The following is a 19,842-nucleotide window of genomic DNA, read 5'->3' as shown; positions in this document are numbered from 1 at the left end:
GTGACGCTACGAACGACTGCTGCGGGCCATCTTGATGGTCTTCTCGAGCTGGTCCCGGTCGACCTCGGCCACTCGCCCGTTGGACGAGACCGTCGGGATGTGGCCGCCGTTGAGGACGAGGTCCGTGGTGTGCCGCAGGCCCATGTCCTTCTGCTCGACGTCGAGGATGGCCTCCTCGACCCGGTACAGCTTCTCGATCTTGGCGACGCGGGCCTCGACCTGGGCCGCCACGACCCGCAGCCGCCGCTCGGCCCGGGCCAGCTTGCGCTCCAGGCGCCGGTCCCGCCACGTCGGCAGGGGGTCGTCGCGCTCCATCGGGTCGTGCAGGTAGAGCTCGACGACGACGGCGACCAGCGGGATCAGGCCCTGGAAGAGGATCAGGGCCAGGGACGCGTTGGCCGCGCTGCCCTGGACCCGGACCAGGACGCCGGCGATCATCAGGATGAAGAAGATGATCGCGGTCAGCCACAGCGCGAGCGGCGAGGACTTCGAGTCGACCAGCTGCGGGCGGACGTCCTGGTCGATGTTGAGCCGGCCGTTGTCGGCCGCGTGCAGGAACTGCCGCTGGGCCCGGGCGAGGATCGAGCCCTTGATGGCGTGCGACAGCGCGAAGCCCGCGAAGAAGACGGCGATACCCAGCAGACCGCCCAGCCACCAGCTCACGGTGAACTGGCCGACGTCGTCCACGCTCGCGTACGCGCTCGCGAAGACGTAGAAGTCCAACGCGGCCAGGACGATGAGCACGGCGCTTCGGGCGGCCTTCCCCAGGTGCAGTTGGGGAATGCGCTCCTGCACGCCGACGCTGCGCCACAGCCGGGCCTGCTCGACCTTGTGCCGCATCAGCTCGGTCTGCCGCTCGCGCCGCTCCGCCCGGGCGTCGATCTCGGTGCGAAGCTCGGCGATCTCTTCTTCGAGGGAGCGCGCATCGGCCCGGGTGGCAGCCCGGATCTCCTGCACCTCGGCGTCCTCGAGTGTTTTCAGCACCTTGGGGCGCGTCTCGGCGCCCGCCAGGGCCACGTCGGCGTCCCCGACCCGGCGGATCAGCTGCTTGGCCAGTTTCCCTGGCTGGTTACCCCTGCGCAGCACCTGGGTCTCGCTTTCCGTATCTCTTCGTTCCTGTTTCGGTGGTGTACAGGGCCACGGCGATTGTTCGTGGCCGGTGTGCTGGGCCGGCGGGGGGCATCGGCCTGGGTGGAGCCATCAGAGCGGTCGCCGTCAGTCGATCGGGCGGGAGTAGCTGCCGGCGAGGAAGCAGAGCATCGCGAAGATCGCGCCGATGATCGGCGCGATGATCGTCGCGTTGTTGTCGTCCTCGCCGCGGGCGAGCACCGCGACGATGACGAGCGCGGTCAGGCCGACGCCCGCAGACACCGCGCCGATGATGAACCGGCGGTGGATGGTGTCCCGCGGCGGCAGCTCGGACAGGGCGTCGATCGGCGCGATCAGCCCGGCCCTCGCCCGGTTCCCGACCCGGCGCCGCACGTCGCGCAGCCGGAACGTGTTGCCGGACAGGAAGAAGCCGATCGCCGTGACGAAGATCGAGCCGCTCACGGAGACCCGCACGGACGACTTGGGTGGCAGCGTGAGCCACAGGAAGCCGACGACGACCAGCATCGCGAGGACGCAGACGGAGATCACGGCTCCGGAGCGCATCAGCGCCGGGGCGTAGTGCTGGTCCCGGTGCTCGCTGAAGGAGCCGCCGGGGCGCTTCTTCGCTCGCGCCATCGTCTGCGTGGACGCGACGAAGGACTCCTGTGGAGCGGTCGCCACTTCCGTAGGTCGGGCGTTCTGATCGTAGATGCTCATGCCGCTGCCTCCGGTCGATGACCCTCGGTGATGAGGCCGCCGGTGGCGCGAAGGTGGCGTGGCGTCGCGCCGACTTCTGGCTGGGTGGCCCTGATTGGTGCGCTTCCGGTGGTGACCGGGTTGATCCCGTTGACGGCAAGGCCGCGTGGTGTCACCCGGGTGGGCGACTCCACGCGGCGCACGGTGGCCGCGGCGCGGCTAGCTGCAGTCACTGCTCAGCCGCCGGCATAGCTCGCCGCGCAGATACCGGGAGAGGTTCTGCTGGGGAGGTGTCAGGTTCCCCTGGCTGACGTCGATGAAGCGGATCTTCGCGTCCTTCACGGGGCTGAGCTGCTGGGCGGCGAAGCAGCGGGACACCACGGCCTCGGCCACCTGTACGGAGGCCTGCTTGCTCTCGACGTTCATGCAGTCCTGGTCGCCGCCGTTGCCGAGCAGGTCACTCCACACCAGCACCGTGACGGAGCCGATCTTCACTCCGGGGACCGCCTTGACCGCCTGGATGTCGTCCGGGACGCCGCCGAGCAGGCTGGTGACGCTGCCGGTCTGGCTGATCGGCGTCTCCTGGACGTCGTTCGTGATCTGGGTCTGGAGCTCCACGGAGCCGGCGGCCCTGTCCTTGTTCTGGCGGTTGGTGTTGTTCCGCTTGACGAGGTAGGGCGTCGACGCGGAGAAGCAGGAGAAGGTCTTGAGCCCCGCCGTCGTCCCGCCGCTGGCGATGAGCTTGACGTAGGCGCCGTCGGACAGGGCGTTGTCCAGGTAGGGCTTCAGCGCGGACGCGACCTGCTGCCCCGTGTCGGCCGAGTTGTTCGACAGGTCGAGGAGCACGAGCAGCAGCGGAGTGGCGTTCTTGCTCTTCGACTTGGCCTGGTAGAGCGAACAGTCGGCCTTCTTGCCCAGGACGCTGTTCAGGTCGCAGCCGGCCAGCACGGGGACGAGAATCAGCACGCCGGCCAGGGCGAGCGCGAGGCGGCGGATCGGGCGCGCGGCGGTCAGAGTGCTCACTTGAGGACGATCTCCACCTTGCGACGGGTCGAGTCGGGCACGCCAGCGGGCGCGCCGTCCGAGCCCTTCCCGATGGCCTGCAGGAGCGACGCCTTGACGCCGGCCCCCACGAGGATGGCCTTCACCGCGTCCGCGCGGCGCTGCGACAGGTCCTGGTTGTAGGAGTCCGTTCCGACACCGTCAGTGAAACCGAGGATCTGGACCGGACCGTCGTGGGTCTGGATCGCCGGGACGATCTTCTCGATCTCGGCGGCCGCGTCGGGCACCAGCTTGTCGCTGCCGACGTCGAACAGGTAGTCCGAGTTGACCGACGACATCAGGCTCCCGTCGGGCAGCCTGATGAAGCTGTTCAGGTCCGGCAGCGCGAACGGCGCGACGCTCGGCAGCGTCCGGCTGCCGGGTGCGGCCGGGGTGAACTTTGTATCGCTGCTGGTAGAGGTACACCCAGCCGCCACGACGGCGAGCGCGCAGGCCGCGAGGACAGCTCCAGCGCGCGTGCGAACCACGGGGATGTGTCGCCTCTCGGGCGATACATCCCCGGTGGGGTGGTTGGCGTGATACACAGACAGCCCCTAACGGCGAATGCGGGGCCAAACATAACGGGGCAAGCCGGGTGGACTGCGACCAGGCCAGGTCGTTGTGGCTCAAGTGGGACTTGTCCGTCGATTGTTGAGGTCTGGATAACGCATCGTTACCGAGACGGTGCGCCACTGGAGGCCGGCGGCCGGCCCAGGCCCGGTCGGTATCAGTCCGGTCGGGCGGTCACGAAGATGGCCGTGGACGGCACGTAGTACCCGCGCACCGGCCCCCACTGGCCCCAGATCTCGGTGTTCTCCTCGGGCCACTCGGGCTCCACCACGTCGAGCAGCACCAGGCCGGCGGCGACGATCTCGCGGACCCGGTCGCCCATGGTGCGGTGCGTCTCGACGTAGGCCGGCCGGCCGCCGCCGTCGCGCTCCAGGTAGGCGCGCCGGTCGAAGTAGCTCTGGATGACGCGCAGCCCGGTCTCGTCCGGCTCGTCCGGCAGGCACCAGATCATCGGATGGTTCGTCGAGAACACCCACCGCCCGCCCGGGCGCAGCACCCGGGCGACCTCGCGCATCACCGCGCCGCTGTCCGCGACGAACGGCACCGCCCCGAACGCCGAGCACGCCAGGTCCACCGACTCCGACGCGATCGGCAGCGCGGTCGCGTCGGCCTGGGCGAGCCCGACCTCGATCCCGGTCTTGCGCCCGAGCGCGGCGCCGTGCTGGAGCTGGCCCGCGGACAGGTCCACGCCGACGACCCGCGCGCCGCGCGCGGTCAGCCAGCGGGCGCACTGCGCCGCGCCGCAGCCGACCTCCAGCACCCGCTTGCCGTAGACGTCGCCCAGCAACCGGACCTCGGACTCGCGCAGCCCCTCCGGGCACCAGCAGAAGTCGACGTCGCCGAGGAAGGCGCCGTGCTCCTCCTGGTAGGCGGCAGCCTCGTCCTCCCAGTACCGCCGGCTCGCGGTCCTGGCCGTCGTCTCGTCGACGTCCTCGTACTGGACGGACCCCGCCTCGCTCATCGCGCATCCTCTACAGAAGGGGATCGGTGCTCCGCCCCCGAACGGCGCCCAGGCGCCGCGGCGCAGCGGTCATCCTGGCATGACGGCGGCGCCGATGATGGCGCGGTCGCCGGCCACGCTGACCGGGGAGTAGACGACGTCGGCGCCGCCCTCCGGGTCGAGCAGCCGGCCGCGGCGGCTCTCGCCGACCAGCCGGGCCCGGCCTTCCAGCGACCCGACCCGCACCTCGTGCCCCGCCGGCCCGAAGGGCCCCGTCCCGGACAGCCCTGACCCGGTCGCGACCGGGGTCGCGTAGACCCGGACGACGGCACCGGGCACGCTCGTCCAGCGCAGCACGGTGCCGCCCGGGGTCCGCTGGCTCTCCAGGTCGGTGACGGCGCGCGGGCGGGGGATCGCGGTGGCGGCCACCTCGGCGCCCTCCGCCAGGTCGAGCGCGAGGGTGCCGTGGACGGCCGGAGCGACCCAGACCCGGTAGCGGTAGGTCGCCCCCGGCTGGACGTCGTGGTCGAGGTACTGCCCGCCGGTGCCGCGGAACCGGCGCATCGCGCCCTGGAACGACGAGGACGGGTCGAAGACCCGCTCGATGACGACCTCGTTCTGGCCGGGCATCGGCCGCCAGGACAGCGCGATCGCGTCGCCGAGCAGGTCGGCGCGCAGACCGTGGATCCGGGGCGACATGGTCCGGGGCGCGGTGCCGACCGGCGCGGACGCGGCCGGCGAGTCCGGCCCGACCGTCATCGTGTGGCCGGACGGGTCGCGCAGCACGGCGACGACCTCGTGGCGGAACGGCACACCCTTGGGTACCCCGGCGTCGACCAGCCCGGTGACGCCGGTCGTGCCGAGGCCCCGGGCGCGCCAGCCGTTCGGTGCCGCCGGGTCCGCGACCAGCCGGAACACCCGGTAGACGACGCCGGGGGTCGGCGACGGCTCCCAGCTCAGCGCGATCGCGCCGTCCTCCTCGGTCGCGGTCAGCGCGGTCGGTGGCGCCGGCCGTCCGCCCGCCGGCTCGGCCTGCGGCGCCGGCCGAGCGGCGGCGAGCACCGGAGGCGCGGTCGTGGCTGGGACGCCGACCGGGACGTCCTGCGGCTGGGTCGCTCCGGCGGGCTGGGCGCGGGTCCGGCGCGGGGCGGACGCGGTCGCCTCCGGGTCGAGGAACGCGCCGTCGACCGCGCGGATGCTGTCGATGAAGATCCGGCGTGCGACGGCGACCCGCATCCGGGTCGTCGGGTCCTTCTCCAGCAGGCCGATCAGCGCGTCGGCGATCGGTCCGGCCTGCCGTGGGTAGGCGACCGGAGCGAGCACGATCGCCGCGAGCATCGCGCTGAAACTGTCCCGCGCGAACGGCGCCTGTCCTTCTACCGCGAAGTAAAGAGTTCCGCCGAGGCTGAAGAGATCCGACTCCAGCGTGGCCGGCAGACTGTTCAGCCGTTCCGGGGCCATGTAAAGCGGAGTTCCGATAACACCAGTCACGGTCAGCGTCGGATCTCCGTCGCCGGTGGCGATGCCGAAGTCGGTGAGCACGATCCTGCCGTCGTTCGCCATCAGCACGTTGGACGGTTTGACGTCCCGGTGGATGATGCCGAACTCGGCCGCGGCGGCCAGTGCGTCGACCATCGCGAGCCCGATCCTGGCCACCTCGACCGGCGGCAGCGGGCCGTCCTGGCGCACCACGTCGAACAGCGACCGTGAGGGCACCAGCTCCATCACGATCCAGGGCAGCCCGCTCTCGAGGACGACGTCCAGGATCGTCACCACGTTCGGGTGGGCGCGCAGCTTGGTCGCGTGCCGGGCCTCGCGTAGCGCGCGCTCGACCCTGTCGGCGCGCTCCTCGTCGGGAACGCCGCCGGCGAACTCGATCTCCTTGAGCGCGACCTCGGCGTCGAGCAACTGATCGAAGGCGCGCCAGACGGTGCCCATCGCGCCCGCGCCCAACGGCGCGAGCAGCCGGTAGCGACCCGCCACCACTCGGTTTGGCCCGGCTGTCACGTCACCCCCACCCAACATGCGGGACGCGCGCCGCCGACGTCCGGACGGTTGAGCATTTCGGCTCTTCTCCGGCTTCGGCGGGAGTTTCCCGCGGCCATTCCATCATCCCGGACGGCAATCCGGAGTGGCACCCCGAACAGCTTCTCGTGTGCACCTCGCCGGGTCGTCAGCACCCGGTGTACCGGCCGGCCGGACCGGACTGTCGATACCTTGTGAATCAGTGTCACTACGTAGCGTCGCCGCGCGGCGTGATCGGTCGTCGGCTTCAACGGGTCCTGATGAACCGGTCAGACGCGGAAGGACTCCGGCCACAGCGCGACGCCACCCGGCTCGTCCACCGGGCTGCGCCCGGTCAGGCCCGTGACCAGCTCGATGAGCTCGGCGTGATGGTCGGCCGGGCCGACGATCACCGCGTCCGGGTGCAGCGCCCGGTAGGCCTCGCGCAGCCCGGGCAGCGCGAGCGCGGCCCGTGGCGTCATCGTGCCGGCCTCCACCGTCAGCAGCGCGGTCGTCAGCGGGCTGGCGTTGCCGTGGAACTGGGAGCGCCCGTCCGGGCCAGGCACGGTGCAGTAGCAGCCCGCCACGGCGAACCGGTAACCCGCCTGGGCCTGCCACAACATCGCGTCCGGGATGTCCGGGCGCGGGTAGGGCGCGACGAGCACCCGCGCGCCGTTCGGGATGACGCGTACGGCGGCCGTCGTGAAGAACGTCGGCGCGCGCATCTCGTGGGCGTGCATCGGGGCGGGGAACAGCGGCACCAGCGCGGCGGCGGCGAGCACCGCGGCGCCCGCGCGCCGCGGCACGGGTCGCTGCCGGACCTGCTCCAGCCAGATCGCCAGCGCCAGCCCGGCGAACAGCGTCAGGTAGAGCGCCAGCCGGGACGGCAGGGCGTTGCCGATCACCGGCAGCCTCTCGGCGAGCAGCCAGGGCAGCACGATCCTGGTGATCCGGCCGTCGATGTGCAGGTGGCCGCCGAGCGAGAGCAGCGCGACGATCGCGAACAGCGGGGTGAGCACCCGCACCACCGGATCCCGCCGCAGCCGCACCGACAGGGCGGCCAGCAGCAGGAGCAGCGGCACGCCGAAGTACGCGCTGACCTCCACCGGGTTGCCGGTGAACCGGTGGCTGCGGGCCAGCGCCTGGTGCGGTGCCAGCCACTGAGCCCAGGTCGGGACGGCGAACGTCAGCAGGTCGGAGACCGCCACGTCATGAGGCTGGATCGAGCCGCTGACGCGGTATGGCCCGCGGAACTGGATCCACAGCGGCCAGGCCAGCAGCGCCGCCGCGACGAGGGCGCACCAGCCGAGCGATCGCGCGAGCGGGCCGACCTGGGCCCGGACCGCGGCCCGGTTCCGCGCCGCGGCGATCAGCACGCCCAGCCCGCCGATCAGCGCCCCGGTCGCCAGCAGCTCCTCGCTGACGAGGGCCTGCGCGGCCACCAGCAGCCCGAGCCACAGCCCGGTGCGCCGCGGCGACCGGCGGCCGGTGAACAGGTCGTGCAGCAGCATCAGCAACAGCGGCGGGAACGGCGCGAACGTCAGGTGCAGGTGGCCGCGGGTGGCACCGATCATGTACGGGCTGAACCCGTAGAGCAGCCCGGCGACGGCCGCGGGCCAGGCCGAGGCCCACCGGCGGGCGGCGCCGTACGCCGCGATGGCCGAGACGGCCGGCGCGAGCGTCAGCAACGTGTTGAGGGCGACGACGGGCCCGGCGACCATCGTGACCGGTGTGATCAACAAGGCGAGCAGCACCACGGGGGTGCTCCACATGATGTTGACGCCATCCGGCGCGTTGAGCAGGTGCGTGACGAACGGGTTGGACCCGTGCAGCACGGCGTGCGGAACCCACCCGATGAACCAGGTGAACAGCGTCGCGTCGGACACTCCGTAGCCACGGGCGCCCGGGTCGGCCCACAGCGAGCGCAGCAGCACCGCGGCGAGCACGAGGTAGCCGGCGAGGACGAGTGGCCAGCGTGGCAGCCGGCGTCGCGCGTGGCGGCGGTGTCGGGCACTGATCGGGAGCCCGCCGTCGGTACCCCGCCCGAGCGTGGTCTCACCGGTCTCCGGGCCACCCAGCGCATCGCCCGAGCCGACGCGGCCGAGCCGGAAGGGGGCGACGACGCCGGAGCCTTGCTCGGTGGCCGACACGAGTCCTCCTGACGGAGCCGGGCCGCCGGCGGAGCCGGCCGGAAGATCCGGCTTCACCCTGCGTCGTCAAGTCGACGCGCCGCCCGGCACTTTACCCGTATTGGAGTAATCGTCGCTTTGGGTATGCGAACACCCACACTGCCATAGATCGGTCCACTGTCGGCATGGGCGGCGTTTCACCAGGTAGGCGAGGGAACCGAGCGGACACGCCGCTCGCTGGAGATCTGTGGTTGTTGTCGCGCCTGGTGTCGCGCAGGACGGGCGTCAGGCCGCCGTGGACGGCGCTTCCGGTCGCCATTCGGCGACCAGCGCGCGCCAGTCGCGGTACCGGGCCACCTGGTAGGCGGGGGCGATGACGCCGTGTGGGTCGTGGATCGCGACGGGGTAGCCGACCTCGGCGCGGTAGCCGCGCTCGCCGACGATGACCCGGCCGCCCAGCCGAACCGCGCCCGTGACGATCGGGCGCCTGGTCCAGCGCGGGATCGGGGCAGCGGCGAGGGTCTCCGGGTCACGCCAGGCGTAGAGGCCGCAGACGCAGCCGTCGGCCGGGATCACGCCTCTCGCGCCGTCCTCCGGCTGGGCGGAGGCGGTGCTGGGACCGACGGTGCTGGGACCGACGGTGGCGCCGGGGGGCTCGCCGGTGGCATGCGCGTCACGCAGGCAGTACGCCCGGGTCAGGCCGTCCGGGCGCCACAGCAGCAGGCCGGCCGGGAACGGCGTCCAGGGCGTCCAGGCGGGCCGCAGCAGACCTTCCCGGTCCACCGCCCACTGGCGCCACCCCAGCAGGCTCATCGCCCGGGGGCCACCGCCGGCTCGGGCTCACGCTCGGGCGACGCCGGCACCGTCAGCGGCTCCTCGTCCGGCCACGAGATGGGCTCGTCCTCGACGATCCGCTCGGGCTTGCCGATGTCACCCATGCGTCCGGGGTCACCCATGCCTCCAGAGTCCGTGGTGGGGCCGTAGTGGTCAACCCGGATCGATGAACCGGTCGACGGAACCGGCCGCGCGCCCGCCGCTCGGGCCGAGCCGGCCCGGCATGGACTGGGGCCGGGCCGGGTTGACCACTGTCGAGGTCGACCGGGAGGGTGAGCGCTGTGAAGGTCAGGATCGGGATCGGACTGGGTGGGGTCTCCGGCGCGGAGCTGTCCGGGCTGGTGAAGAAGATCGCCCAGGTCGACGTGGACTCGCTGTGGCTGTCCGAGCAGCTGTCCAGCCGGGCGGTCGACCCGATGATGGGGATGGCCTGGGCGCTGGCCCGCACCAACCGGCTCAAGGTTGGCACAGCCGTCAACGTGCTGCCGGGCCGCAATCCGGTCGTCTACGCCAAGCAGCTCGCGTCGCTGGCGGCGCTCGCCCCGCGCCGGGTGCTGCCCGTGGTCGGCCTCGGGCCGGCCAGGCCGGCCGAACGGGACGCGTTCCCGGTGCCGCCCGGCCGCCGTGGTGATGTCTTCGACGAATCGCTGGTGGTGGTGCGCCGGCTCCTGTCCGAGCCCTCCGTCACCCACCACGGCGAGTTCTTCCACCTGGACGGCCTGGCGCTCGGCGACCGCCCGGAACGTCCGCTGGATCTCTGGCTGGGTGGCTCCGGCCCGAAGGCGCTGCGACGGGTCGGCCGGTTCGGCGACGGCTGGCTGCCGAGCTTCATCACTCCGGCCGAGGCGGCCGTGGGGCTGGCCGCCGTCAACGCCGCGGCCGCCGAGGCGGGCCGGACGGTCGACCCGGAGCATTTCGGTGTCAGCATCCGGGTCGCCCTCGACGGGCCAGCGCCGGACCTGAAGGCCCTGCGGGCGCGCCGGCCGGAGGTCGACCCGGCCGAGTACCTCCCGGTCGGCTGGGCCGCGATCCGGGCGAAGGTCGAGGAGTTCGTCGCCGCCGGGTTCAGCAAGTTCGTGCTCTACCCAGCCGTCCGCGCCGAGGCCCTGCCCGCGTTCCTCGACGCCTTCGCCACCGAGCTCAAGCCCCTGGAGACCTGAGGCAGGCCCGCCGCCGGTCCGTTCCCGTCCCACCCCGGCCATGATCGCGAGTTTGGCCCTCAGCTGGTTGCGATCGGGCCCGATTCACGACCGTCCCAGGGCCAAAGCCGCGATCTTGGCCGGGGCGGGCCGGGCTAGGTGGCGGTGAAGCCGCCGTCGACGGTCAGGACCTGGCCGGTGGTGTAGGAGCCGGCGTCGCTGGCCAGGAAGATCAGGGCGGCGGCGAGCTCCTCGGGGTCGCCGGAACGGCCCAGCAGGACGCGCGGGATCTGGGCCTCCAGATAGCCGGGCTTGTACTGGTCCGTCATCTCGGAGGCGAAGAAGCCGGGGGCCAGGGCGTTCACCCGGATGCCGCGGCGCGCTCCCCACTGCTGCGCCAGGTCCCGGGTCAGGCCGATCAGGCCCGCCTTGCTGGCCGAGTACGCCGCCTGCGGCAGGCCGGCGGTGGTCAGGCCCAGGACGCTGGAGATGTTGATGATGCTGCTGCCTGGCTTCATCACGCGGCCGCAGGCCTGGGCCATCCAGTAGCAGCCGTTCAGGTTGACGTCGATCACCTGGCGGAACTGCTCGGGGGTCTCCCTGGTCGCCGGGTAGGCGGTGCCGACGCCGGCGTTGTTCACCAGCACGTCGACCCGGCCGAACGCCGCGAGCGCCGCGTCCACGAGGGCCTGGCAGTCGGCCGGCTCGGCGACGTCCGCCCGGACGGCCACCGCCTTGCGCCCGGCGGCCTCGACGACCGCCTTCGTGTCCTCGAGCCGCTCCACGCGGCGGGCGCCCAGCGCCACGTCGGCGCCCGCCTCGGCCAGCGCCTTCGCGAACGCGACACCGAGCCCGGCGGACGCGCCGGTCACGACGGCCACCTTGCCGTCCAGGCGGAAACGGTCGAGCACGGACACAGGTTCTCCCTCAGCACACAACGGACGCGGGGCCGGACATCAGGCTAGTGCCGACGGCCGGCCCCGCGCTCGGGTGGACGAACCCGGGTCAGCTGGACGGACCTGGATCAGCGCAGGATGCCGGTGTGGCCGAGGGAGTAGCGGCCGGGCTGTGGCCAGACCGACATCCCGTGCGGGCCGGCGCCGACCGGGATGCGCGCGAGCAGGTGCCCGTCCGTCGTCGAGATGGCGTAGACCTCGCGGTTGTAGCGGCCGGACAGCCACAGCACGCTGCCGTCGGCCGAGACTCCGCCCATGTCGGGGCTGCCGCCGCCGGGGATCTGCCAGCGGCCGACGATCCTGCGGGTCGCGAAGTCGATCAGTGAGATCGAGCCCTCGCCCCGGTTGGAGACGTAGAGGAGCTTGGCGTTCCGGCTCGGGTAGAGCCCGTGGGCGCCCTTGCCTGTCGGCATGAAGCCGATCTTGGTGAAGGTCTTCGCGTCGATCAGGTGAACGCCGTTCGACTGCATGTCGGCGACGTAGAAGACCTCGCCCTGCGGGTCGAGCTTGATGTCCTGCGGCATCCCGCCGATGGTCAGGTAGCCGAGCACCTGGAAGTTCTTCCAGTCGATCTTGACGAGTTTCCCGGAGAACTCGCAGGTGGCGACCAGGAAGCTCTCGTCGGCGGAGTAGTCGATGTGGTCGACCCCGGGGCAGTCCACGTGCACCTGGTGGACGAGCTTCCAGGTCTGGGCGTCGTAGAAGTCGAGTCGCTCGCGGGCCTCGGCGACGACGATCGCGTACTTCCCGTCCGGGGTGAAGTACATGTTGTACGGGTCGTCGACCGGGATGTTCGGGCCCTTGGGCTTGCCGGTCGTCGGGTCGATCGGGGTCAGGCTGTTGGCCAGGTCGTTGGTGACGTACAGCGTCTTCAGATCCCAGGCCGGCACCACGTGCTGCGGGTTCTTCCCGGTGGTGTAGTGATCGATGACCTTGAACGTCGTCGGGTCGATGACGTCCACCGAGTTCTGGTCGCTGTTCGGCACGTACACCAGCTGTCGTTGCCCGGCCACGTTCGGGCTCAGGGCGTTCGCGCCGTCGTGGGAGTAGACGTTGACGCTGGTCGGCGTCGCGGCCGGCGGAAGCTGCGCCGGCATCGTCGTCGCCATGTTCATCCCGGCCATCGGGTCGGAGGTCGCGGCCCCGCCGGCGTTCGCGCTCGTGCTGGAGCAACCGGCCGCGCCTGCGGCGGCGAGGAGCGCGGCGGCCAGCAGCGCGGCCACCGCGCCTGGCCGGACCCGTCGGCCGGGTCGGCGGGCGCGCGTCGTCGCCGGGACGGCGACCATCGCCCGCCGGTGCCCGCCGAGGCGGGCGATGGTCACCGGCCCGCCGAGGCGGGCGGAGCTCGTGGATCTCAAGCGGAACACATCCTCCGTGCAGCGCCAGTGCCGGGATTCTTGCCGGGGAGCCTCTCAGGGCAGGTGGTGATCCGGCACGTCGGGGTCCACACCTCGCCGTGGTCCTTCCCCCGGGCGGTGCCAGCGACGCCTGCCGTCGCCGGACAGATCCGGCGGACCGGCCACTTCGCGAACCGTCCGCGTTGCTGGTAGGCAGGAAGCATGGACCTTCGGATCTTTGTCGAGCCGCAGCAGGGCAACACCTACGCCCAGCAGCTGGGCGTCGCTCGTGCCGCCGAGGAGGGCGGGTTCGACGCGTTCTTCCGTTCCGACCACTACGCGCGCATCGGCGGCGGCGACCCGGGCGTCGGGCCGACCGACTCCTGGGTGACGCTCGCCGGCCTCGCCCGCGAAACCACCCGGATCCGGCTGGGCACGATGCTGACCAGCGCGACGTTCCGGTATCCGGGCCCGCTGGCGATCTCCGTCGCTCAGGTCGACGAGATGAGCGGCGGACGGGTGGAGCTCGGCCTCGGCGCCGGCTGGTACGAGGCGGAACACAAGGCCTACGCGATCCCGTTCCCGCCGCTGGCCGAGCGGTTCGACCGGCTCGCCGAGCAGCTGGAGATCATCACTGGCCTGTGGACCGCGACGGAGACCTTCGGCTTCGAGGGCCGGTACTACTCGGTGACCGACAGCCCGGCGCTGCCGAAGCCGGTCCAGTCCCCACGCCCGCCGGTGATCGTCGGCGGGTTCGGCCCGGTGCGTACGCCGCGGCTGGCCGCCCGTTTCGCCGACGAGTACAACGCGGCGTTCCAGCCGGTCGCGCAGGCGGCCCGGCTGTTCGACGGGACCCGCCGGTCCTGCGAGGAGATCGGCCGCGACCCGGGCAGCCTCATCCGCTCGGTCGCGCTGACGGTCTGCTGCGGCCGGGACGACGCCGAGGTCGCCCGGCGGGCCGCGACGATCGGCCGCGAGGTGCCGGACCTGAAGGAGAACGGCGTCGCCGGCACGCCGGCCGAGATCGTCGCGCGCATCGGCGAGTACGCCGAGATCGGCGCGAACCGCCTGTACCTGCAGCTCCTGGATATGGACGACCTGGACCAGATCGCGCTGCTCGCCGCCGAGGTCCTGCCACAGGTCTGAGGCTGTCGGCCCGAGCCGCCGGACGTGGTCCGGCGGCCACCGGCGGCTACCGGCAGGCCGGCCGGAACATGACCAGGACGGTGGGGTTGCGCCGGGCGTAGCGGACCGCCGCCCGGGTGGCGGAGCCCGACGCCCACACCAGCGTCCAGTCCACCGGCACCAGCCCGACCACGCCGGCCACCCGCTCGTAGAGGTCGTCCTGGACGGCCCGCTCCGCGGTCTGCGACGCCTGCGCGACCCCGTCCATCCCGAACGCGCAGTACATGCCGGACGTCCAGCGGGCGAACCGTGCCCAGCGGTCGCGCTCGGCGACCACCACGAGCCTGGCGCCCGTGCTCACCGCGAGCTCGGCGGCGAGCAGGACATCGGCGAGCTCGCCTGGGTCGCCCACCCGCAGACCCACAATCACACTGCTGCCGGTCGCGACCGTGGTCGCGACGGACCGGTCCTGGGCCTGCTCCACGGCCTCCTCCTCGGGTTGCGCCGTCCGACCTGCTTTGGCCGATTGTGACGTGCCTCATAGGTAAGGGGAAGCCCTATGCCGAAGGAAGCGTGAAAGAACCTGCTTCCGCGCCTCCTAACGGGGGCCCGGGGGAGGTAGGTCCCCATCCCTCGTGGGTCCATACCCGCACCGAAAGGCGTCAGACGCGCGGCTTCCGCTGATACGACGGCAGAAAGTCTCATCGCGGCCGGGCCGGAAGGCCCGCCCGGACGGCCGGGCACGCGGGGTGTGGACCGACCGCGAAGCCGCTGGCCGGGCCATCCCGGCGGACGCCACCAAAGGTGGGAGGCTGCCGGCGGGCTTGCGCCGTCGCGGGAGTCCAGTCGGGGACAGGACGGACGGAACGGAGGCCGGCGTGACGGTCGGAGCCGAGTCGCTGCCGGCGCAGCGAGGCGTGGCGGTGGTGACCGGTGGAAGCCGGGGGATCGGCGCGACGACCGCCGTCGAGCTGGCCAGGAACGGCTGGGACGTGTGCCTGAGCTACCGGACCGATGACGAGGCGGCCGCCGGTGTGCTGGCCCGCTGCGAGGCGGCGGGTGCCCGAGCGGTCGCCGTGCGGGCCGACGTGTCGTCCAGCGCCGATGTCACCGCGCTGTTCGCGGCGGCCGACCGGCTCGGCCCGGTCTCGGTCCTGGTCAACAACGCCGGCATCGTGGACCGGCGCGCCCGCGTCGACGAGATGTCGCCCGAGCGGCTGGAACGGATGCTGGCGGTCAACGTCGTCGGCGCCTTCCTGTGCGCGGGCGCGGCCGTGCGCCGGATGTCGACGCGTTACGGCGGGACGGGTGGCGCGATCGTGAACGTGTCGTCGGCGGCCTCCCGGCTGGGCAGCCCCGGCGAGTACGTCGACTACGCCGCGTCCAAGGGGGCCATCGACACGATGACGATCGGTCTGGCCAAGGAGGTCGCGGCCGAGGGCATCCGGGTCAACGCGGTCCGGCCGGGGATCATCGACACCGAGATCCACGCCAGCGGCGGCCAGCCCGACCGTGCCGCCCAGGTCGGCCCGAGCGCCCCGCTCGGCCGGGCCGGCACTCCCGCCGAGGTGGCCGCCGCCATCCTCTGGTTCTGCCTGCCCGAGTCGTCCTCCTACGCCACCGCGGCCCTTCTCGACCTCAGCGGCGGCCGCTGACCCACGGGTGCCGGCGCCGGCCGCATCCCGACCGTCGCGACGGGAACCACGGCCGGCGCGTCCAGCAGGTACGCGTGGACGGACCCGGCGCGGCCCTTCACGGTCATCGGGGGCAGCGGAGCGAGCGCGGCGGCCAGGGGGCCGCGCAGCGCGGTGACCGTGGGCTCGGAGAGCACGGTCTGGCCCGCGTGGGCGAAGGCCTGCAGCCGGGCGGCGAGGTTCATGGTGTCGCCGACGAGCGTGTACTCGCGGCGGGCCTCCGAGCCGAGCAGCGCGGCGGCCACCTCGCCGGTGCTGATGCCGATCCCGAGCCCGAAGGGGGTCAGGCCCTCCTGCCGCCAGTGGGCGTTCAGCGCCCGCTGACGGGCCTGCATCGCGGTCGCGGCCCGGGTCGCCCGGGTCTGATGGTCGTCCTGCGGGTAGGGCGCGCCGAAGACGGCGATGACGGCGTCACCGGCGTACTGCAGGACCGTTCCCTCCTCGGCGAGGATCGCCGCGTTCATCTCCCGGCGGTGCGCGTCGAGCAGGCCCGCCAGCACGATCGGGTCGGTGCGCTCGGCGATGGTCGTGTAGCCCCGGATGTCCGACATCAGGACGGTGACCGTCAGCCGTTCCGCGGACTGCCCGGCGCTGGCGTCCTCCCGCAGCTTCTCGGCCAGGCCGCCGGGCAGCAGCCGGGACAGCGCCTCGCCCTGCTCGTCGCGGCGCACGATCGCGGCGTGCAGCATCCGCAGCTGGCGCAGCGCCCCGGCCCGGCCGGCGCTGGCGCCATGGGCGAGCCGCAGCAGCAGGGCGTCGATGGCGGCGTTCACGGCGGCCGGGGTGTCGCCCTGGCCGTCGGCGATCGCCCTGATCGAACGGCCCTCGGCGACCTCGCGCAGCAGCCGCTCCTGGTCGTCGGTCAGGTCGGCGGCGTCGCGGACCGGGCTGAGCACCGCGGCGACGATCCGGGGGTCGAGCAGCGCGGCACCGGCCGCGACCTCCCGGATCGCCCGAACGAGGATCTCCGGGTCGGCCAGCCGCTCCTTGAGCAGGTACGCGCAGCCACCGGCGTCGGCGCCGGCCAGCAGGCTGATCCCGTACTCCGGCTCGTCGTACTGGGAGAGCAGCACCACGCCCGTCCCCGGCGCGTGCAGCCGGATCTCCCGCGCGGCCTCGATGCCCTCGTCGGAAAAGGTCGGTGGCATCCGGATGTCGGTGACCACCACCCGTGGTCGGTGCTCGCGGGCAAGGCGAACGAGCTCGTCGCGGTCGGCGGCGACGCCGACCACGGACACCCCGGGCACCCGGGCGAGCAAGGCCCGCACCCCGGCACGAACGATCAGGTTGTCGTCCGCCAGCAGAACCCCGATCTGCTCCATGGTGCTAGTTCAGCCTGGGAGGTGACCCTCTGCACAGGGGGCTGGTCCCACAGGCACAGTGGTGCCAGTACCACCTTCTCGGGGTTTGCGTCCATAGGACCATTGGCGCGGCGCCCGTTCGCGACCACCGTATTCGCGCGAAGGCCTTGCTGTTCCGGCGAATCGGGCGAGAACGGACGTTCGGTGACACTCCTGGACGGCCGCCGGTGGCCCGGCGCCACCGATCAGGCGATCTGGACGAGGCAGGTCGGTTCGGGTTTATTGGGTGCGGCGCCGCTCGGCCGTGCGGCCGGATGGACAGGTGGGCCGTGCGCCGCGTGGCCAGGTGGCCGCCATCGTGGCTTGCGATCGACTGGTAGCTGTTCGCGTGGCCACGCTTCGGCGTAGCGAGCGCGGTACGCTCCGGCACGCATCGCGGTGCCGGGGGCGTGATCCTCTCCGAGGTGGGGGCTTTGCCTCTACGGCGGAGGCATGCGCAACGGGAGATCGTCCAGGGCTTGGACCGCGAGTTGAGGCGTTGCCGGTTGGTTCGCGCGGACCGACACCGCATCGGGGGTGACATGAACAGCGAGCCGGACGCCACCGCCGCGTCCCTTCCGACGGCCCCACGGCCGCGGGGCATCCACCCGGCAGACGGCCGGCCGGCCGGCGAGTGGCACCTCGGCCTTCCCGCCGACCATCCGTCCTACCCGGACCCGTCGAACGTCTGGCCGCCGGTGGCGCCGCCGCCCGCGGTCAGGACGACCTCGGTCGCGCCGGCACCCGTCGCCGCCCGGTCCGCGGCGGTCCAGACGGCGACCGTCCAGCGGGGGGCCGTGCCTCGGGCCGGCGCGGCACCGTCTACGGGCCCTCGGCAGCGCGGCGTGGCGCCGGCCGCCGCCGCGGTGGCGGCCCGGAACGGCGAGCCGAGTGTGCTCGAGCGGTTCGAGAGCCTGCGGCAGCTGACGGGCACCGTCGCGCACGACATCAACAACCTGCTCTCGGTCATCAGGAACTACGCCGACTTCGTCGCCGACGCGCTGGATGACGGACGTGGGCCCGGCGGCGACCCGGCCGGTCCGGCGGGCGTCGGCGGCGACCCGGCCGGTGACGGTGGGGCCGCGTCGTCCCGGGTGGACGCCCGCGGTGTCCCCGGCGGCTGGGACGCGGTGCGCAGGGACGTGGCCCAGATCCAGCGCGCTGGCGAGCGGGCCGCCGAGCTCGCGGCCGAACTGCTGGCCGCGGTACGGCGCCAGCCCGCCCTGGTTGGGCCGATCGACGTGAACGCGGTCCTGCGCGAGACCGTGGCGATGTTGCGCCGCCCGCTCGGCGCGCGGATCGACCTGCGGATCGAGCTTGACGACGCCCTCTGGCGGGTGCGCGCCGACCCGGCGCGGCTGGAGCAGGCGATCGTGAACCTGGCGATGAACGCCCGGGACGCGATGCCGCGCGGTGGCACGCTGACCGTGACCACGGGCAACGTCGTGCTGTGCGACGAGCACGACGTGGCCACCGCCGCCTTCCCGCCCGCCCCGGCGGGCTTCGGCACCGGCGCGCCGGTCTGGTACCCCAACGCGCGGCGCCACCCCGCCGACCGCCCACCGGCCGAGGCGGAGCGGTCCAGCCGGCGCCACGTCGGCGTCTGGATCTCCGACACGGGCGACGGAATGACCCCGGCGACCAGAGCCCGAGCGTTCGAGCCCTTCTTCACCACCAAGCCCGCGGACCGCGGCACGGGCCTCGGCCTGGCGGTCGTCCGGGAGATCGTCACCGAGGCCGGCGGCGAGGTCCAGCTCTGCTCGACCGTCGGCGTCGGCACCACCGTCAGCCTGCTGCTGCCCGCGGCCGAGCAGCCCACCCCGGCTCCGACGGCCAGCCCCGAGACCCCCGCCCCGGACGGCCCGTGGGCCTACCACCATCGTTCGGACGGGCTTCGCGCGGATGGGCTCTGCCCTGACGGTGGTGCCACCACGAGGCCGTCCGCGGTCCGCCGGCCGCACGGTCAGCCACCGCCCGCGATCTCGCGGACGACCCACTCCTAGCGTCGGGCCCGGCGAGGTCCGCCCGCTGGCTTGATCGCCGTCTTGGCCCTCGCCTGGTCACAAAAACGCCGCGGTTACAGCCACGCGAGGGCGAAAACACCGATCTTGCTGGTCTCGGGCGAGGCAGGGCAGGGCCGGGGCCGTTGGCCGGATCCGGGCGGGGCCGGATATGGGCCAGGGTCAGGCCAGGGGTGGGGTGGTGGCGTCGGGGTCGGCCAGGCCGAGGGTGGCCATCCGCCGGTTGTAGGCCGCGCGACCGGCCTGCTCCAGCTCGAAGGTGCGCCGGGCGCGGTGGCGGACGCGTTCCCGGGCCTCGTCGTCGACGCAGTAGCGGGCGAGCACCGTCCGGCCGAGTCGCATGTGGAACTGCTCGTCCGGGAGGATCTTGTCGATCGCCGCCGCGACGTCGGCCGGCAGCCGGGGCTTCACCGCGAGCATGGCGTTCGCCGCCCCGATCTCGCCGGTGACGTTGTGCGCCGCCACCCGTTCGATCGTGTCCGCCCCGGACGGGTACCAGCCGTCGATCCACTCCTCCCACTCAGGCTCTGGCTTCCACCGGTCCAGGGAGGAGACGCCGCGCCGGTCGAGCGCTCGCATCAGCAGCTGGTAGTGCCGCGCCTCGTCGCGCACCTGCCGGGCGAGCAGCGTGAAGGCGTCGAGTTCCGGGGTGTCGGCCAGCCACCGCCCGATGAACTCGGCCGCGCGCTTCTCGTAGTAGGCCTGGAAGCACAGCCACTCGATCAGCTCGGGCTCGCTCATCGGGCGGTTGAAGAACGTGGCCTCCTCGTCGGGCAGCGCCGCGCGGGCCTGCTCGATCGTGGTCACCAGCGCGTCGTAGAACTTGTTCGGCGCCGCCGAGCCCTGCGGCCGTCCGCTCTCGCCGCTCGTCCGTACCGCGCTCACCGTTGCGTCCTCGCTGCCGTCGGGTCCGTTCCCACGCTCACC

Annotated in this window: 18 protein-coding genes; 4 read left to right on the top strand and 14 right to left on the bottom strand. The window is 72.8% G+C overall.

Translation table 11 applies throughout. From position 1 onward, the window contains the following. Positions 1-6 precede the first annotated feature (6 nt). The 9 genes from FRAEUI1C_RS33530 to FRAEUI1C_RS39950 all read right to left on the bottom strand — a co-directional run bounded on the left by FRAEUI1C_RS33530 (position 7) and on the right by FRAEUI1C_RS39950 (position 9,425). On the bottom strand, positions 7-1,086 hold the full coding sequence (locus FRAEUI1C_RS33530; RefSeq protein WP_013427832.1) for a hypothetical protein: 1,080 nt from the start codon (positions 1,084-1,086) through the stop codon (positions 7-9). A 129-nt stretch (positions 1,087-1,215) separates the two neighbouring features. Further along, positions 1,216-1,806 carry a hypothetical protein gene (locus FRAEUI1C_RS33525; protein ID WP_013427831.1) on the bottom strand — a complete coding sequence of 197 codons (591 nt, stop codon included), beginning with the start codon at positions 1,804-1,806 and terminating at the stop codon, positions 1,216-1,218. Positions 1,807-2,004: 198 nt separating this feature from the next. Then, a complete protein-coding gene (locus FRAEUI1C_RS33520) occupies positions 2,005-2,808 on the bottom strand; it encodes a hypothetical protein (protein WP_013427830.1) in 804 nt (267 codons plus the stop codon). Next, on the bottom strand, positions 2,805-3,314 hold the full coding sequence (locus FRAEUI1C_RS41435) for an OmpA family protein (RefSeq protein WP_232425215.1): 510 nt from the start codon (positions 3,312-3,314) through the stop codon (positions 2,805-2,807). Before FRAEUI1C_RS41435 ends, FRAEUI1C_RS33520 begins: the two co-directional genes overlap by 4 nt. Positions 3,315-3,553: 239 nt before the next feature. Next, the gene (locus tag FRAEUI1C_RS33510) at positions 3,554-4,357 is read right to left on the bottom strand and encodes a class I SAM-dependent methyltransferase (protein WP_013427828.1); all 804 of its coding nucleotides are present in this window, start codon (positions 4,355-4,357) and stop codon (positions 3,554-3,556) included. 69 nt (positions 4,358-4,426) lie between these two features. Beyond that, positions 4,427-6,361 carry a serine/threonine-protein kinase gene (locus tag FRAEUI1C_RS33505; protein ID WP_013427827.1) on the bottom strand — a complete coding sequence of 645 codons (1,935 nt, stop codon included), beginning with the start codon at positions 6,359-6,361 and terminating at the stop codon, positions 4,427-4,429. A 269-nt stretch (positions 6,362-6,630) separates the two neighbouring features. Further along, positions 6,631-8,490, bottom strand: coding sequence for a hypothetical protein (locus tag FRAEUI1C_RS33500; RefSeq protein WP_013427826.1), 1,860 nt, complete (start codon positions 8,488-8,490; stop codon positions 6,631-6,633). Positions 8,491-8,754: 264 nt separating this feature from the next. After that, the gene (locus FRAEUI1C_RS33495; RefSeq protein WP_013427825.1) at positions 8,755-9,282 is read right to left on the bottom strand and encodes a hypothetical protein; all 528 of its coding nucleotides are present in this window, start codon (positions 9,280-9,282) and stop codon (positions 8,755-8,757) included. Beyond that, complete coding sequence (locus FRAEUI1C_RS39950; RefSeq protein ID WP_013427824.1) at positions 9,279-9,425, bottom strand: hypothetical protein; 147 nt, start codon at positions 9,423-9,425, stop codon at positions 9,279-9,281. Before FRAEUI1C_RS39950 ends, FRAEUI1C_RS33495 begins: the two co-directional genes overlap by 4 nt. A gap of 159 nt (positions 9,426-9,584) precedes the next feature. Here FRAEUI1C_RS39950 and FRAEUI1C_RS33490 point away from each other — a divergent pair, with 159 nt between their 5' ends. Next, on the top strand, positions 9,585-10,463 hold the full coding sequence (locus tag FRAEUI1C_RS33490; protein ID WP_013427823.1) for a TIGR03854 family LLM class F420-dependent oxidoreductase: 879 nt from the start codon (positions 9,585-9,587) through the stop codon (positions 10,461-10,463). 134 nt (positions 10,464-10,597) lie between these two features. On the opposite strand, the gene FRAEUI1C_RS33485 is transcribed toward FRAEUI1C_RS33490, so the two are convergent. Continuing rightward, on the bottom strand, positions 10,598-11,359 hold the full coding sequence (locus FRAEUI1C_RS33485; protein WP_013427822.1) for an SDR family NAD(P)-dependent oxidoreductase: 762 nt from the start codon (positions 11,357-11,359) through the stop codon (positions 10,598-10,600). Between the two features lie 107 nt (positions 11,360-11,466). After that, the gene (locus FRAEUI1C_RS33480) at positions 11,467-12,756 is read right to left on the bottom strand and encodes a YncE family protein (protein WP_232425214.1); all 1,290 of its coding nucleotides are present in this window, start codon (positions 12,754-12,756) and stop codon (positions 11,467-11,469) included. Positions 12,757-12,957: 201 nt separating this feature from the next. Here FRAEUI1C_RS33480 and FRAEUI1C_RS33475 point away from each other — a divergent pair, with 201 nt between their 5' ends. After that, on the top strand, positions 12,958-13,881 hold the full coding sequence (locus FRAEUI1C_RS33475) for an LLM class F420-dependent oxidoreductase (RefSeq protein ID WP_013427820.1): 924 nt from the start codon (positions 12,958-12,960) through the stop codon (positions 13,879-13,881). Positions 13,882-13,927: 46 nt separating this feature from the next. Here FRAEUI1C_RS33475 and FRAEUI1C_RS33470 read toward each other — a convergent pair whose 3' ends face one another. Further along, on the bottom strand, positions 13,928-14,344 hold the full coding sequence (locus FRAEUI1C_RS33470) for a hypothetical protein (RefSeq protein ID WP_013427819.1): 417 nt from the start codon (positions 14,342-14,344) through the stop codon (positions 13,928-13,930). A 394-nt stretch (positions 14,345-14,738) separates the two neighbouring features. Here FRAEUI1C_RS33470 and FRAEUI1C_RS33465 point away from each other — a divergent pair, with 394 nt between their 5' ends. Further along, complete coding sequence (locus tag FRAEUI1C_RS33465) at positions 14,739-15,515, top strand: SDR family oxidoreductase (protein ID WP_013427818.1); 777 nt, start codon at positions 14,739-14,741, stop codon at positions 15,513-15,515. Here FRAEUI1C_RS33465 and FRAEUI1C_RS33460 read toward each other — a convergent pair. Next, positions 15,473-16,876, bottom strand: coding sequence for an adenylate/guanylate cyclase domain-containing protein (locus tag FRAEUI1C_RS33460; RefSeq protein WP_013427817.1), 1,404 nt, complete (start codon positions 16,874-16,876; stop codon positions 15,473-15,475). The genes FRAEUI1C_RS33465 and FRAEUI1C_RS33460 overlap by 43 nt on opposite strands. Before the next feature lie 560 nt (positions 16,877-17,436). On the opposite strand from FRAEUI1C_RS33460, the gene FRAEUI1C_RS39210 reads away from it, so the two are divergent. Next, entirely contained in the window at positions 17,437-18,897 is a 1,461-nt protein-coding gene (locus FRAEUI1C_RS39210; protein WP_013427816.1) for a sensor histidine kinase, read from the top strand. 180 nt (positions 18,898-19,077) lie between these two features. Here the strand turns inward: FRAEUI1C_RS39210 and FRAEUI1C_RS33450 are convergent, their stop codons facing one another. Continuing rightward, entirely contained in the window at positions 19,078-19,800 is a 723-nt protein-coding gene (locus FRAEUI1C_RS33450) for a hypothetical protein (RefSeq protein WP_013427815.1), read from the bottom strand. Positions 19,801-19,842: the final 42 nt, after the last annotated feature.

The organism is Pseudofrankia inefficax, assembly GCF_000166135.1.
Taxonomy (GTDB): Bacteria; Actinomycetota; Actinomycetes; order Frankiales; family Frankiaceae; genus Pseudofrankia; species Pseudofrankia inefficax.
The sequence above is the reverse complement of the archived record's forward strand: the minus strand, read 5'-3'. Positions and strand labels throughout refer to the sequence as shown.

Bases quoted from the DNA above. Each gene is read 5' to 3' on its own strand.
- FRAEUI1C_RS33525 (WP_013427831.1), bottom strand. From the start codon at position 1,806: ATGAGCATCTACGATCAGAACGCCCGACCTACGGAAGTGGCGACCGCT.
- FRAEUI1C_RS39210 (WP_013427816.1), top strand. From the start codon at position 17,437: ATGAACAGCGAGCCGGACGCCACCGCCGCGTCCCTTCCGACGGCCCCA.
- FRAEUI1C_RS39950 (WP_013427824.1), bottom strand. From the start codon at position 9,425: ATGGGTGACCCCGGACGCATGGGTGACATCGGCAAGCCCGAGCGGATC.
- FRAEUI1C_RS33510 (WP_013427828.1), bottom strand. From the start codon at position 4,357: ATGAGCGAGGCGGGGTCCGTCCAGTACGAGGACGTCGACGAGACGACG.
- FRAEUI1C_RS33475 (WP_013427820.1), top strand. From the start codon at position 12,958: ATGGACCTTCGGATCTTTGTCGAGCCGCAGCAGGGCAACACCTACGCC.
- FRAEUI1C_RS33495 (WP_013427825.1), bottom strand. From the start codon at position 9,282: ATGAGCCTGCTGGGGTGGCGCCAGTGGGCGGTGGACCGGGAAGGTCTG.
- FRAEUI1C_RS33460 (WP_013427817.1), bottom strand. From the start codon at position 16,876: ATGGAGCAGATCGGGGTTCTGCTGGCGGACGACAACCTGATCGTTCGT.
- FRAEUI1C_RS33505 (WP_013427827.1), bottom strand. From the start codon at position 6,361: ATGTTGGGTGGGGGTGACGTGACAGCCGGGCCAAACCGAGTGGTGGCG.